This is a genomic window from Paenibacillus sp. FSL W8-0919, assembly GCF_038003785.1.
In the GTDB taxonomy this organism is placed as follows: Bacteria; Bacillota; Bacilli; order Paenibacillales; family Paenibacillaceae; genus Paenibacillus_AQ; species Paenibacillus_AQ lactis.
The window spans coordinates 6,524,599-6,537,900 of sequence record NZ_JBBOPV010000001.1; the positions used below are offsets into that span (position 1 = coordinate 6,524,599).

Annotated in this window: 11 protein-coding genes and 1 riboswitch; of the genes, 3 read left to right on the forward strand and 8 right to left on the reverse strand. The window is 53.7% G+C overall.

Translation table 11 applies throughout. The features are described 5' to 3' along the window. Positions 1-105: 105 nt before the first annotated feature. Positions 106-1,725: a 23S rRNA (uracil(1939)-C(5))-methyltransferase RlmD gene (gene rlmD / locus NST44_RS29560; protein WP_007131634.1), complete on the reverse strand. Its 1,620-nt coding sequence runs from the start codon at positions 1,723-1,725 to the stop codon at positions 106-108. 407 nt (positions 1,726-2,132) lie between these two features. Here rlmD and NST44_RS29565 point away from each other — a divergent pair, with 407 nt between their 5' ends. Beyond that, positions 2,133-2,909 (forward strand): sporulation protein, encoded by a 777-nt coding sequence (locus NST44_RS29565; RefSeq protein WP_028404495.1) that lies wholly within the window; start codon positions 2,133-2,135, stop codon positions 2,907-2,909. 64 nt (positions 2,910-2,973) lie between these two features. On the opposite strand, the gene NST44_RS29570 is transcribed toward NST44_RS29565, so the two are convergent. The 7 genes from NST44_RS29570 to NST44_RS29600 form a co-directional block, all read right to left on the reverse strand. Continuing rightward, a complete protein-coding gene (locus NST44_RS29570) occupies positions 2,974-3,648 on the reverse strand; it encodes a GntR family transcriptional regulator (RefSeq protein WP_007131632.1) in 675 nt (224 codons plus the stop codon). 93 nt (positions 3,649-3,741) lie between these two features. Next, positions 3,742-4,542 (reverse strand): Nif3-like dinuclear metal center hexameric protein, encoded by an 801-nt coding sequence (locus NST44_RS29575; protein WP_007131631.1) that lies wholly within the window; start codon positions 4,540-4,542, stop codon positions 3,742-3,744. A gap of 244 nt (positions 4,543-4,786) precedes the next feature. Then, positions 4,787-5,767 carry a DMT family transporter gene (locus tag NST44_RS29580; RefSeq protein WP_028404494.1) on the reverse strand — a complete coding sequence of 327 codons (981 nt, stop codon included), beginning with the start codon at positions 5,765-5,767 and terminating at the stop codon, positions 4,787-4,789. A 144-nt stretch (positions 5,768-5,911) separates the two neighbouring features. After that, positions 5,912-6,065: riboswitch (FMN riboswitch) on the reverse strand. A 240-nt stretch (positions 6,066-6,305) separates the two neighbouring features. Then, positions 6,306-6,515, reverse strand: a complete 210-nt coding sequence (locus NST44_RS29585; protein ID WP_028404493.1) for a hypothetical protein — start codon at positions 6,513-6,515, stop codon at positions 6,306-6,308. Positions 6,516-6,868: 353 nt separating this feature from the next. Next, positions 6,869-8,485: an extracellular solute-binding protein gene (locus tag NST44_RS29590; protein WP_244869242.1), complete on the reverse strand. Its 1,617-nt coding sequence runs from the start codon at positions 8,483-8,485 to the stop codon at positions 6,869-6,871. A 39-nt stretch (positions 8,486-8,524) separates the two neighbouring features. Then, entirely contained in the window at positions 8,525-9,406 is an 882-nt protein-coding gene (locus tag NST44_RS29595; protein WP_007131627.1) for a carbohydrate ABC transporter permease, read from the reverse strand. Positions 9,407-9,419: 13 nt separating this feature from the next. Continuing rightward, positions 9,420-10,373, reverse strand: coding sequence for an ABC transporter permease (locus NST44_RS29600; protein ID WP_210095466.1), 954 nt, complete (start codon positions 10,371-10,373; stop codon positions 9,420-9,422). 312 nt (positions 10,374-10,685) lie between these two features. On the opposite strand from NST44_RS29600, the gene NST44_RS29605 reads away from it, so the two are divergent. Next, on the forward strand, positions 10,686-12,953 hold the full coding sequence (locus NST44_RS29605; RefSeq protein WP_210095465.1) for a helix-turn-helix domain-containing protein: 2,268 nt from the start codon (positions 10,686-10,688) through the stop codon (positions 12,951-12,953). Positions 12,954-13,008: 55 nt separating this feature from the next. Continuing rightward, positions 13,009-13,251 (forward strand): hypothetical protein, encoded by a 243-nt coding sequence (locus tag NST44_RS29610; protein WP_210095464.1) that lies wholly within the window; start codon positions 13,009-13,011, stop codon positions 13,249-13,251. Positions 13,252-13,302 lie beyond the last annotated feature (51 nt).

A 13,302-nucleotide genomic window follows, 5' to 3' on the forward strand; every position in this document is an offset into this window, starting at 1 on the left:
GAACAATAGAAACCTCGATTTTATCGTTTAACACCTTATTCCTGTAGTCCTTTCCATTAGTCGTAAACGAAGCATACTTTGCAGAATACTGATAATTCAGTACTTCTACGTATCGTCTCGACATATTCCTATTACGCACTCCACATGACTCGTCTGCGGAAACATATCGACCGGCTGTACCCAATCGATCTCATAGCCTCCGTCCAGCAGCACCTTGCAATCCTTCGCCAACGTCGACGGGTTGCAGGAGACGTACACGAACCGCTTCGGTTTGGTGCGGAGGATCGTCTCCAGAAAGCGCGGGTCCAGGCCGGTCCGCGGCGGATCAGCGATTATGACGTCGGGACGCAATCCGTCCTTGACCCAGCGCGGCAGCAGCTCCTCTGCCTGTCCGACATGGAAGCTTGCATTGGTGCGGCCGTTGCGCTGCGCGTTGATACAGGCGTCCTCCACCGCTTCGGGAATCGCCTCGATCCCGCGGATCTCCTTCGCATACGGAGCCAGCCACAGCCCAATCGTGCCTGTCCCGCAGTAGGCATCAATGACCGTCTCTTGACCGGTCAGTCCGGCCGCAGCACGCACCGATTCATACAGCTTCACCGTCTGCTGCGGATTCAGCTGGAAGAATGCCCGCGGCGACAGCGCAAACTGCAGGTCGCTCAGCGATTCCTGCATGTTCTCGGCTCCCCACAGGGTTATCGTCCGCTCTCCGAATATGAGGGAGGTCTTCTTCGGGTTGATGTTCATGGCAATGCCGCTGACCTCCGGCATCGTCAGGCGCAGCATTCGAACAAAGTCGTCCTGCCGCGGCAGACGGCTGCCTGCCGTTACGAGCGTCACCTGCAGCTCGCCGGACTGGAAGCCGTGGCGGACCACGATGGTTCGCACCCCATCCTTGCTCCCGTTCTCCTTATATAGAGGAATGCGCAATTCCTCCAACACCGACTTCACCTTTTCCACCGCTTCGTTCACCTTCGGATGCTGGATCGGGCAGCCGCTGATATCGACGATGGAATGGCTGTCGGCTTCATACAGTCCCGCGATGACCTCGCGGCCCTGCCGCTTTAGCTGCAGCTGGGCTTTATTCCGATAATTCCACGGATGCTCCATCCCGAGGATCGGCTTGAACCGCAGATTGTCCAACCCGGCGTACCGGTTGAACGCCTCGCGGACGATATCGGTCTTCGCCGCAAGCTGGCCCTCATAGGATATGTGCTGGATCTGGCAGCCTCCGCATATCCCGAACACCGGACACGGCGGCTCGATCCGGTGGGGTGAACGCTTCTCCACTTCCAGCAGCTGGGCCTTGATGAATTTCGGCTGAACCTCTTGGACCTCCGCCTTGACGACTTCATCCGTAATGGCGCCGTCAATAAAGACCGCCTTGCGGCGATAGTAGCCGACGCCTTCGCCGTTGATGCCGAGCCGCTTGATCGTCACGATGATGATATCGCCGGACTTCAGCTCCTCCGCGTTGGTGGTATTGGAAGTTGAACGCCGTTTCTGGTTATATGAATGAGGCGCCTTCCCCACTTTCGGATTCGGCCTTTCCTTGGAAGAAGCAGCCTTTCGGCCTGTTGCCGGCTTCGAATCTTCTCGCGAGTAGGCCGGCTTCCCGGAAGGCTTCGGACGGCTCGACGCCGCTGGTCCGTTCGGTTTGGCTCCTTCTGCCTTGCCATGCTTGCTATTTTTGTTATTATGCGCAGAACGTTGTTGTTTGCTCATGTTACATACTCCATCCTTAAAGGGTATCGACTTCACTATACCATGCGCCCTCCGCGAAAGCTAACTCCTGGCGGCAAGCCGCTGCATCTATGCAGATGAGAGGGACGCAAGCACTGTTGAGGATACATGTCATCGGTTGATCGCATGAATAAGCCCCCCGCGAAGCTGGCGTGTCGGCACGGCAAATCTGCGAGAGCACCACTTTAATTCCCTAAAAAATATTTTTTGAAAAATGCCTTGATGTAAGAAACTTCCGGCCGCTTTTGTCCGTATAAGCCAGTATTATACATCCTAATATAGGATGAACAAATGAATGGGCTGCGGGCACGATTGTAGGAACATTTTACGTACTTGGCCCACATTCAGTTCAATCGTTCGTCTTATATACTTTAAGGAGGACAACGTTCATGTCGTTTTTTAACAAAATTCTGGCCAGCGTCGGGATCGGCGCAGCGCAGATTGATACCCGCCTGGAGAAATCCTCATATTATCCGGGGGAGGAAGTAAGCGGGATCGTCTATATTCGGGGCGGCAATGTGGAACAGAAGGTGGACCGCATCTACCTAAAGGTAATGACCGAGTATATCCGCGAGCGGGATGACAGCAAATTCACGGAATCCTGCGTGCTGGCTAAGGTTAGCATTACCGACTCCCTGCTTGTAAAGGCGGGCGATGAACTGGAAATCCCGTTCTCCTTCCCGCTTCCGCTGGAAACGCCGCTCACGCTCTCCAGACAGCGGGTATGGGTTCATACCGGACTTGATATCGAAAATGCAATCGATCCGAAGGATTACGACTATATTGAGGTTACGCCAGGGCCGGAGGCAGCTGTTATATTCGACGCGGCTTCCGAGCTCGGGTTCCAGTTTAAAACGGCCTCCTGCGAATATCATTCCCGACTGGGACGCGGGGTTCCGTTCGTGCAGGAAATTGAATTCTATCCGGGACGTGAATACGCAAGCCGGATGCGTGAGCTGGAGCTGATTCTGTATCCCCAGCGCGACGGAATTTCGGTTCTGGTCGAGGTTGACCGGAAGGGAAGCGGTGTTGCAGGCTGGCTTGAACGCTCGCTGGATATGGATGAGCGCCACAGCTGGTTGACGCTGAGCAGCGCGGATCTTCAAGAAGGACCGTCGCGCGTTGCGGATCTTCTCGATCAAGTCATTCAACGATCGATACGATAACCCTGGTCTCCAGAGCTAAAAAAAGATGGCCTCTGCCGATGCAGGGGTCATCTTTTTGTGCGGTTTATATAAAATATTGAGGGTACTTCTGGCGAAGCAGGTCCTGCTCCACAACGACCAGGCGCAAATGGCCTTCCATGGTCTTCACGGCCTGCTCCGTCTCCCCGCTCACGATCAGCCGATAAATCTCCTTATGCTGGGCAATGATCGTCTCCCAGTTGGAGTCCATCGAGAGCCGCAGCAGACGCAGCCGGTTGAAGTGGATATTGAGCTGCTGGAGCATTTTCCATGTCCGTTCCTTCCCCGTGCCTGCGAACAGTATTTGATGGAACTCTTCGTCCAGCTCGAACAGCTTATATCGGTTGCGGTTGTCCGCGCTCACATCCTGCAGCGCAAGATTGGTCTCTAAGCGAAAACGGTGCTCCTCCGGGAAACGCTCGCAAGCCAGCGCAACGATCTCCTTCTCAATCTTCTCCCTGATAAACCGGCCCTCCTCCACATGCGTAAGGTTGATCCTGGATACAAGCGTCCCGCTCTGCGGAATGATATCCAGCAGCTCCTCCTCGGCAAGCTTCATGAAGGCTTCGCGTACCGGCGTTCGGCTGACCTGCAGCTCTTCGGCAATTTCCTTCTCCGATATTTTGGTGCCCGGCTCCAGATCGAGGCGCATAATACGGTCTTTTAATAGATGATATGAATAATCCCGGGTCGATCCTTTGATCCTTGGCCCTGTTGACATACGGTTACCTCTTTCTATCCATACAATTTCTTGATATTCTCTCTCTCGATATCTTTCCAGATACAGTAGTACATCGACCGAACAAGTTTAAGTCTAGATGATATGAATCAACGGACGTGCCGGGAGAAAATGAACGGGAAGCTCCTGAAAATAGTCCCGAAGCCGATCGGCAACCAGCCGCATGCCCGGCTCCTCGCTCGCCCCATGCCCGAGCAGCATCAGCGCTTGGTCCCGTCCTTGCGCAGCCGCATCGGCGACGTATTCGGGCGTCTCCCACTCCGGTCCTTCGCCTGCAATCAGCATATCCATCCGCTCGCGTTCATACAGCGGAATGGCGTGCTGCCCGCCTCCCCGATAGCCAACCGCGATTCCGATCCGTTTGCATACCGTGTCCCGGCTGCCCACAAAGCGAACGTACGGCAGATGCAGCCGATCCTTGATATATTCTGCGATCCCTTGAACGGTCATCCCCTCCGGCAGAGCCACGATGGCCGCTGTTGGCAGATGCTTCTCGAGCTGGTCATTCCAGCCCAAGGTTTTAACCAGCCCTTCGGTTATCACGTCGGGCTCGGTCCGATGCGGAGCATCATGCAGCCGGTATATATTCATCCCCTTGGAGCGGATACGCTCCAGCTTGGCCTGAACGACCGGGCTGTCCCCCAAATGATCCGGCCCAGCTTCATGATGGCTGTAAAAGACGCCCTCATGCGTAATCAACAAATTCGCGCCCAATTCCGCCGCCCGTACGATCACGTCGTGCGAAGCAATGAAGGCAACCGCAATTCCCCGAACGGCCGCGCCCCCGTCCCCCGCCACGATTCCGTCGACCGAGGCATCCGGCGATCCGGATTGTCCCGTTAATCGATCAATGACATCTTGGACCGTTATAGTCATAGGCAACCCATCCACCTTTTCATACTAGTATGGCAGTTGGTTACCACTTTAATCGAGAGTTGCTCCGATTTCAACTGCTTTTTTATCCAGACCTATGAAAAAAGCCTTCTCCCCGCAGGTTAGAAGCGAAGATAGCTCCGTTACCAAGGGAAAAGGCTGTTAACGACGGTTATGAAATCATGCGGCATGGAAGTTATACGCCATGAAGCTTTAGACTATGAATTATTCATTTAGAAGTCATTCATTACGATAGCGTCCGCTCCGACGATTCCGACTGCCTTGATATGACGAACAGAACAACCCAGATCAGCAGGAAGCCCAGCAGCTGGGCGCTTGTCACAACCTCCTGGAATACGATCCAGTTAATGAGCACGCCGACCATAGGGAAGCTCAGCTCGGCAAGCGTTGCGACGGAGGCCTTCGTTGTAGTCAGCCCTTTATAATACACCAGCAGGCTCAAGAGTCCCGGCAGCAGCGCCTGGCCGATCAGATTCAAGGATACCGCGGCAAAAGCGCCGGTACCGAATGCCGGCATATTCCATGCGGCTCCTTCGTTCCACGTCATGAAGGCCAGCAGCGGCAGCGCCAGCACGAAGCGCAGCGAGGTCACCGTCTCATACTTCAGCTTGCCGACCATCAGCCGTCCCATCACCGTCGAGCCGCCCCATAACGCGGCTGCGCCCAACGATAAGAGGCTTCCGATCTGCACAAAATCGTTCCAGTGACCAATAGGCAGCGTCATGCCAAAGGTAAGCAGATAAGTGCCCGCCAGAGCAATAATAAGCAAAATGCCAAAGTGGCGAGGCAGCTTCTCCTTCAGAAGCAGGCTGGCGAGCATGATCGCAAACAGCGGCTGAAGCTTCTGCAGCAGCAGGACGGCGTTCAGGTTGCCGTTTGACAGACCCATCGTGAACAGGATCGTGGCCAGCGCGGAGCCGCCCCAGGAGATAAACAGCAGCGCTCCGACATGGCGCCAGCCGATACCTCGCAATTCAACGCGGTTTCTCCACAAAACCGGAATGGCAATCAAGGAAATGATGATGTGCTCGAGCAAAACAATCTGCGCCGACGTCAGGTTTTTCAGAAGAATGACCCTGAACAAAGGGTCCACGCCCCAGAGGGCCGCTCCCAATACGACAAGCCAAAACCCTCCCCGCATTCGGCCCCTTGCTTGTGCGCCGGAATCGTAAGGCTTGACCTTGACACCGGTATTTACGTTATCCATCTCTAGCTCTCTCCTCATCCTGAATACGGAGGTCTTACCAGCAGAAAGCCCCCGCTTGCCGAGCATGTCGGCGTAAACGGGGGCTGATCAAATAAGCCTGCTATCATGCGATTTTTTCGAAAAAAAACCCACAGCAAACCAAGCTTTGATCTTCTCCCATCCGGACTATACCGTCGGCCTTGGAATTGCACCAAGTCAGTCGCGATTGCAGCCTTGCAAGCTGTCGCGAGTCGCGGGCTAATCTTCGAATCGAAGCATCACCGCCGGTCAGGAATTTCACCTTACCCCGAAGATCCATATTCATGTTTTATTTTTTAAATGCTGCAACAAACTCAAACCAGGGTATCCCGGTTGATGTTGTATGGTATGGAAATTATACCATGAATGGTTTCATGAAAATACATTTTTCTTTCAAATCAAAAAGATATATTTTTCTTTACTAACAATTATACAGCAAATATATAATAGTTACCACAACTTTTTTCACTCTGATTCTAGTCCTGTCTTATAATGGACAGCTCTTTGACAATGACACTGCTTAATCAAACACGCCGAAATGCCTCATCGTCGCAACCGTGATCAGGATAAACCAGCGAATCACGATAAAAGCCCAAAAAATGAGTATCGCTTTGAACAGCAATTCCACCATCCGCTCGATTCTCGGAAAGCGCCCGTACCTGCGTCTCGGCCTGAATACCCATTCCGCTACCCCTTTTGGAATCTTCTTCATGGAAACCTTCCGCTCCATCGCTACACAGCCCCCTCTTAAACCATCATCATAACTCCCGCCAATGATGACTTGAGCTCCTGACGCTGCAACGACTTGCGGGTAACATCTTTTCATAAATATTACCATTCCATATAGAGAAAATCACCAGCAAAAATCACGGCGCCAGTCGGACACGTTCTTTCCACCATGCTCCTGATCGTGCTGCTTGGATATGCGTAATTGACGTCTATGCCTTTAAATCAACCTCAGCGCATAAACGAGGAGTACCTCTTTAGGAATAACGGAAACAGCCCGCAATCAAGGGATATTCCCTTGAGCGGGCTGCTCATGCTTGCACAATAGAATAGCTTATACCCTAAACCAACCGCTTGTTACTCCGCCTGGTAGCGGTCGTATGCCGCCTGATACACTCGCATGTATTCCTCCAGGCCCATCTTGTTCAGCGTGTTCACGTACTCGTCCCACTGGTCGAAGGATGCGGAGCCATTGACGAACTTCGCCTCCATCTCGGTGACATAATCCTGAATATCCTTGCCGATCGAGGACATGATATCCGTCTCTTCCAGCGTAAAGTTGAAGTTATACAGAATCTCCTTCACTGCATAAGGCTCCGCCTTCTCGGCTGCCGCCATCGCGCTCGGAAGCGTCTCGGAGCCCTTGAACCAGCTCTCCCGCACCAAGCCCGGATAGCTGCCGCCAAGCCATGTAAAGTACTTCGCCAGCGCCTGGTCCTGTGTCAAGCCGTCCGGATTTTCCGTAATTTCCTTCACATATTCAAGCTGACCGTCGGCATTCTTCGTGTAGGTCTCGCCTTCTTTACCCATGAAGTAGAACTGCGCTCCCTCATCGCCATAGAAGTAATCCATCCAGCGAATCGTCGCCTCCGGATTCGGGTTCTTGTCCGTGATCGCAAATGCCCCTACGTGGACCATTGGCACCTTCACGTGGGAGTACAGCTGATCGCCGTGAGGTCCCTTGAGCGCACCGAGACCGATATATTCCTTGCGTCCCATGACGGTCTCCGGATTCGGCACGACGGTAGCCCCGAGCAAGCCTTCCTGCCCTTTCGCGTTCAAAGCGCCGCCTTCAATCGTGAAGATCTCTTTATCCAGCAGTCCTTCCTTATACAGCTTGTTCATGAACTCCAGCATTTCCTTGTATTTCGGCTCCGCCTTCGTAAACCGCAGCTTGCCTGTTTCCGGATCAACATCGACGAACTTATGGCCAAGCCCGCTCGTTCCAAGGCCCCAGGAGCCTTTCAAATGGTCAACGAGACCGGTGATGCCCGTTGCAGAGTATGGAATCTCGTCATGCTTGCCGTTGCCGTTCAGGTCGGTTTCCTTAACCGCCTTCAGGTAGGCGTAGAACTCCTCGGTAGTCTTCGGCTCCTCCATACCGAGCTTATCCAGCCATTCCTGATTGATCCACAGCGGCGTACCGATCAGCATCGAGAGCAGCTCCGGATCGTAGAAGGATGGCAAGGAATAAATGTTGCCGTCCGGCATCGTCAAGCCCTTGCGGATATCCGGGTACTGCTCCATCAGCTTCTTGAAGTTCGGCGCATATTTATCGATCAGGTCATTCAGCGGAATGAAGACGCCTTGCTCGCCGTAGCGCGTCAGCTCAGCCGACCCTACCCGGGCGGAGTAGAACACATCCGGATAATCCCCGCCGGCGAGCGCCAGGTTCCGCTTCTCGGTCAGCGTCTCGAACGGAACAAGGTTGAACGTAATGTTCATGTTGGTCATGTCCTTATACGTCTTCCATACGAGCGTATCCTCGAACTTGCTTCCGTTTGTCGGCGATTTGCCCGTGAAGAAGGTCAGGTTGAGCGGTTGATTTACGATCGGCATGCCGGTCTCGTTGAAATTGGACTTGGCCGTCTCCCCCTCCTTCGTTGCGCCATCCCCGCTTTTGCTCCCGCAGCCAGCCAGCAGCCCCGCTGCCAGCACCGCTGTCAATGTGAGCGAAACCCATTTTTTCACCATAATTGTCACTGCCTCCTATAGTCTTATCATTTGAATATGTCAGCCTTTAATGGCTCCAATCATGACTCCCTTGACAAAATACTTCTGCAAGAACGGATACAAGAGCAGCATCGGCAGATTGGTCACAATGACCGCCGCGTATTTGATTGCTTCCGCATCCATCAGACTCCGGGCCAGCGAATCGTCGCTGATATCGACCATTTCCTGCATCTGCCCTTGGACGAGAATTTCCCGCAGGAACAGCTGCAGCGGATAATTCGACCGGTCGGATAGATAGATCAGGGCGGTGAAATAGGAATTCCAGTGGCCGACCGCGTAGAACAGCACCATAACGGCCAGGATCGGACCGGAGAGCGGAAGCACGATGCGAAACAGCACCCGCATATTCGAGCAGCCGTCGATGAAGGCCGCTTCCTGCATCTCCTTCGGAATGGAGTTCTGGAAGAACGTACGCATGATGATGATGTTCCATACCGACACCGCGGACGGAATAATCATAGCCCAGATCGTATCGAGCATGCCAAGCTCCTTAACCAGCAGGTAGCTCGGAATCATGCCGCCGCTGAAGAACATGGTGAAGACGATGATGAGCATGAACCCGTTGCGTCCCTTAAAGTCCGCCCTCGATAACGGATACGCCGCCGCGATCGTCATCACGAGGTTCAGCGCCGTCCCCGTTACCGTATAGAGCACGGTGTTCAGAAATCCTTGAATGATCTCCTTGTTGGCGAACAGCCGCTCATATCCGACAAACGACAATTCCTTGGGCCACAGCCATACTTCTCCGCGCATCACCGTCTCCGGCGCGCTGATCGAAGCGATAAGCACAAAATATAACGGATACAATACAACAAGCGAAATTAATGATAATATAATGTAAATACAGATTCCGGCAATGCGTTCGCTCCGGCTTTGTGGCATAGCTGCTTCCTCCTTACCATAGGCTGGTCTCGCTGACTCTGCGGGCGATCCGGTTGACGGTAATCAGCATGATAAAGTTGACGACGGAGTTGAATAATCCGACCGCCGCCGAGTAACTGTACTGGGCGCCCAGGATCCCGCTTCGGTATACGTTCGTGGCGATAACGTCCGAGGCTTCCATGTTGAGCGAATTTTGCATCAGGAAGACCTTCTCGAAGCCGACCCCCAGAATGGATCCGATGTTCAGAATCAGCAGAATGATCATCGTTGGGGCGATCCCCGGCAGATTGATATGCCAGATTCGCCGGAACCAGCCTGCACCGTCCACCTTGGCGGCCTCATGCAGCTGCGGATCGATGCCCGCGAGCGCCGCCAAATAAATGATGGAGCTCCACCCCATGCTCTGCCAGACGCCGGACCACACATAGATGCTCTTAAACCAGGACGGCTCCGTCATAAAGGCAATCGGTTCCCCGCCAAAGGAGGTGATAATGAAATTGACAAGTCCGCTGACCGGAGACAGAAACATCATGATCATGCCGACGACCACGACCGTTGACAAGAAATGAGGTGCATAAGTTACCGTTTGAATGAACCGGCGAAACCGGCCCGACCGCGCTTCGTTGATCATCAAGGCAAGTATGATCGGAATCGGGAACCCGACAATCAATTCATACAGCCCGATGCCAAGGGTATTTTTAATGATTCTCCAGAAGTAGAAGCTGTTGAAGAAGCGCTCGAAATGCTTGAAGCCTACCCAAGGACTTTCCAGAATGCCTTTATTGGCGATAAAATCCTTGAAGGCGATCTGTACCCCGTACATCGGCACGTAGTGAAACACGATGAAGTAGAGCAGAACCGGCAGGAATAATAGATACAGCTGCCAGTTTTTGCGCACCTGCCTCACCGTACCTCGCCAGACGCTGCTGCCACGTGTGCTGCCGGGTTTTGTTGAATGCGCTTCCATGTTACGAACCTGACGCTCTAAAATCGGACATCCCCTCACTTTCGTTTCTGAACCTTTCTCCTGCTCTTCGGTTCACATCTGCATCATATACGACCGATTGCCAGGATGGGTATTGACCATTTTTTCGATGTCTCGCCTTTCATTGGATTGCCGGGCTGCCGGGCGTTTTTCCTAAATTAAAGCTTAAAATCTAAAATAATGACTATTCCTTTTTTACGGTGGGTTAACACCACGCAGCACGATCCTTAATACTTGTCCTTTATACTGTGGGGAGGACCATAAACGCGAATACATACAAAAGGGGGATCGTTTATGAACTGGATCAAAAGCAAGAGCAGAAGCCTGTTCTTCAAAATTTTCCTCAGCTTTTTGGCCATCATCGTTTTGTTCGGCCTATTCTATGCCGTGATCTTCCATCTATTTAAATCCAGCCTTCAAAAAGAAATTATCGATACGAGCCAGCAGGCGGTCCACGACACGGCGGAGCGGTTCTCCTACCAGTTCAGCCGGCTGCAGGTGCTGTTATTTGACATATATAATCATGCCGATTTAATCGGGTTCAATAATCAGCTCCGCCAGCAGACGGGCAACGAGGTCAATTATTTGAAGGCCCGTGATGTCATGCTCCAGATGCGGAGCGATATCTATAACCCGCTCTTCTTCCTGGAGGATACGCTGATTTATCTGAAGGAGCATGATTTTGTGCTCAGCAAATCCGGAAGCGGGAATGCTCCTTATATGCTCGACCGGTCTTATACTAGCAAGCAGTACCCCTACGCCTTCTGGAACAGCTACAAGAGCAGTGGGGAATCCTTCAGCCTGCTCCCGGCTGCCGTCTACCGCATCCATAATGATCTGTCCGAGAAAAAATTGATGCCTTTCGTCTATCAGCAGCTGGACAGCCGTTACCAGATTATCGCGCTGATCGATATCGACAAGGCCGCTCAATCCTTCTTCGGGGAGCCGAGCGACCGCTCGCTTGCGATTTTGAACGCGGACGGGGATGTGCTGTACACATGGGGAGACCTTCACGCCAATGAGCTGCCGACGTTTGCCTCTGGGCAGCAAGCCGTGCTCAAGGACGGAACTTACTATTTTGCGGAAGCCGGAGACGACGGATTGACCTACATCTCGGCCGTCCCATACAGTCATGTGTCTGCTCAGCTGAGCAGGCTGACCGGGGCGCTGCTGCTCATCTTCTCGCTATCGCTCGGGGTAGCTCTGGCGGCCTCCTATTTCTTCAGCCGCAGATTGCACAAGCCGGTGAAGCAGATATTGACGACGGTGCTCAATCGCAAGACTCACGCGCCGCAGCCGTATCAAGGCAGCATCAATGAATACGATCTCATCAAGAGCCGCATCCAGGACCTGCTGCGGGAGAAGGAGGAGATCCGGGACCGCCTGAACAAGCAAAAATCGGTGCTGACTAGCTACTCCTATATCAGCCAGTTGAAAAGCATCAATACGGATATTAGCGAATGGGAGGATTTCCTGTCGGATGACGGCAGCTTTATCGTCGTGCTGTACCATATCCGGTTCCGCCTGAATCCGAGCGGCGAGCCGCCGCTGCAGACGGACCAAGCGGTCCGCCATATGCTGGAGCATATCCATCTGTTTACGGCGGAGCGCTACCCGGATTCGCATACGTTCCAGATCGAGAAGAACGAGATCATCTCGATCTTCAAGCGCGAAGAAGCCAGTCAGCTGGAAAAACTGCTGGAGGAAATGAAAGATATGCTGAACAACGAGACCGAGCTGTTCCTCGTTACCATCGCTGTCAGCTCGCAGGTTCACGATTCCTCCGGCTTCAATGAAGCCTACCGTCAGGTCAAGGCGCTGACCGAGCAAGCCCCTCTTCTGGAGGAATCGCAGCTGGTGACGAAGCCACGGACGCTTCCGACGACGGTCCATCTCAGCCCGTCCCAGGAGAAAGGATTGCTGGATGCCCTGCAGGAAGGCAGCGACAGCCGAGCGCTTCAGATCATTGAGCAGGCGCTTGCGGCATTACAGCGCAAAGAGGCCGGCATTGCCCAGTTCCGTTTCTTCGCCGATGCCGCCGCCTCCAAAATTATCGGCTATGCTGAAATGGCCCAGATCGACAAAGCTCAGCTTCAATCCTTGAAGCAGTGGGGCTCGCGGCTGGCGGAATGCCATTGCCTGCGCGAATACCAAAGCGTCTTCCGCCAGCTGATCGAAGCGTCCTGCGCCCTGATACGGAAGAAGAAGGATAGCGGCGAGGAACCGCTGATCGCCATGTTCCTGAGCATCATTCATAACCAATATGCGGAGGACCTGTCTCTCGACTATCTCTCCGCCAAGCTGAACCTGTCGAGCGCCTATCTCTCGGTGTACATCAAAGAGAAAACCGGCCTCAACTTCAGCGATCATCTGCTTGGGATCCGCATAAATAAAGCGAAGGAGCTGCTGACATGCACCGACCTGACCGTTAATGAAATCAGCCAGCGCGTCGGCTACCTCAACATCACCTCCTTCAACCGGACCTTCAAGAAATCGGTCGGCATGACGCCGGGTGCCTACCGCAGGCAGCAAGTGGTGCAGACCCATGCCAGCAGCGGATGATCGGATCGATGGAATGCAACCACAACAAACCTTCTCTTGTGCAAGGCGGGGCTGAATGCCCCGCCGCCGAGAGAAGGTTTGTTTTTTTATATGCGCACCGCCGCCCGGCATGCTGAAATCAGGCCGGGCGTTTCCTCGTGCTGTGGCTCCTGCAGACGGCAATGGCGATGATGTGCCTGGCGGCAATCGCCGATTCCGTGCCTCGCCAGACGGCTACCGCCGGTGCCGGGCCTCGCCAGACAGCAATCGCGGTGCCTTGCCTCGCCTGACGGCAATCACTGTGCCTTGCCTCGCCTGACGGTGATCGCGGTGCCGGGCCTCACGTTCCGTGCCTCGCGGTAATCGTCGA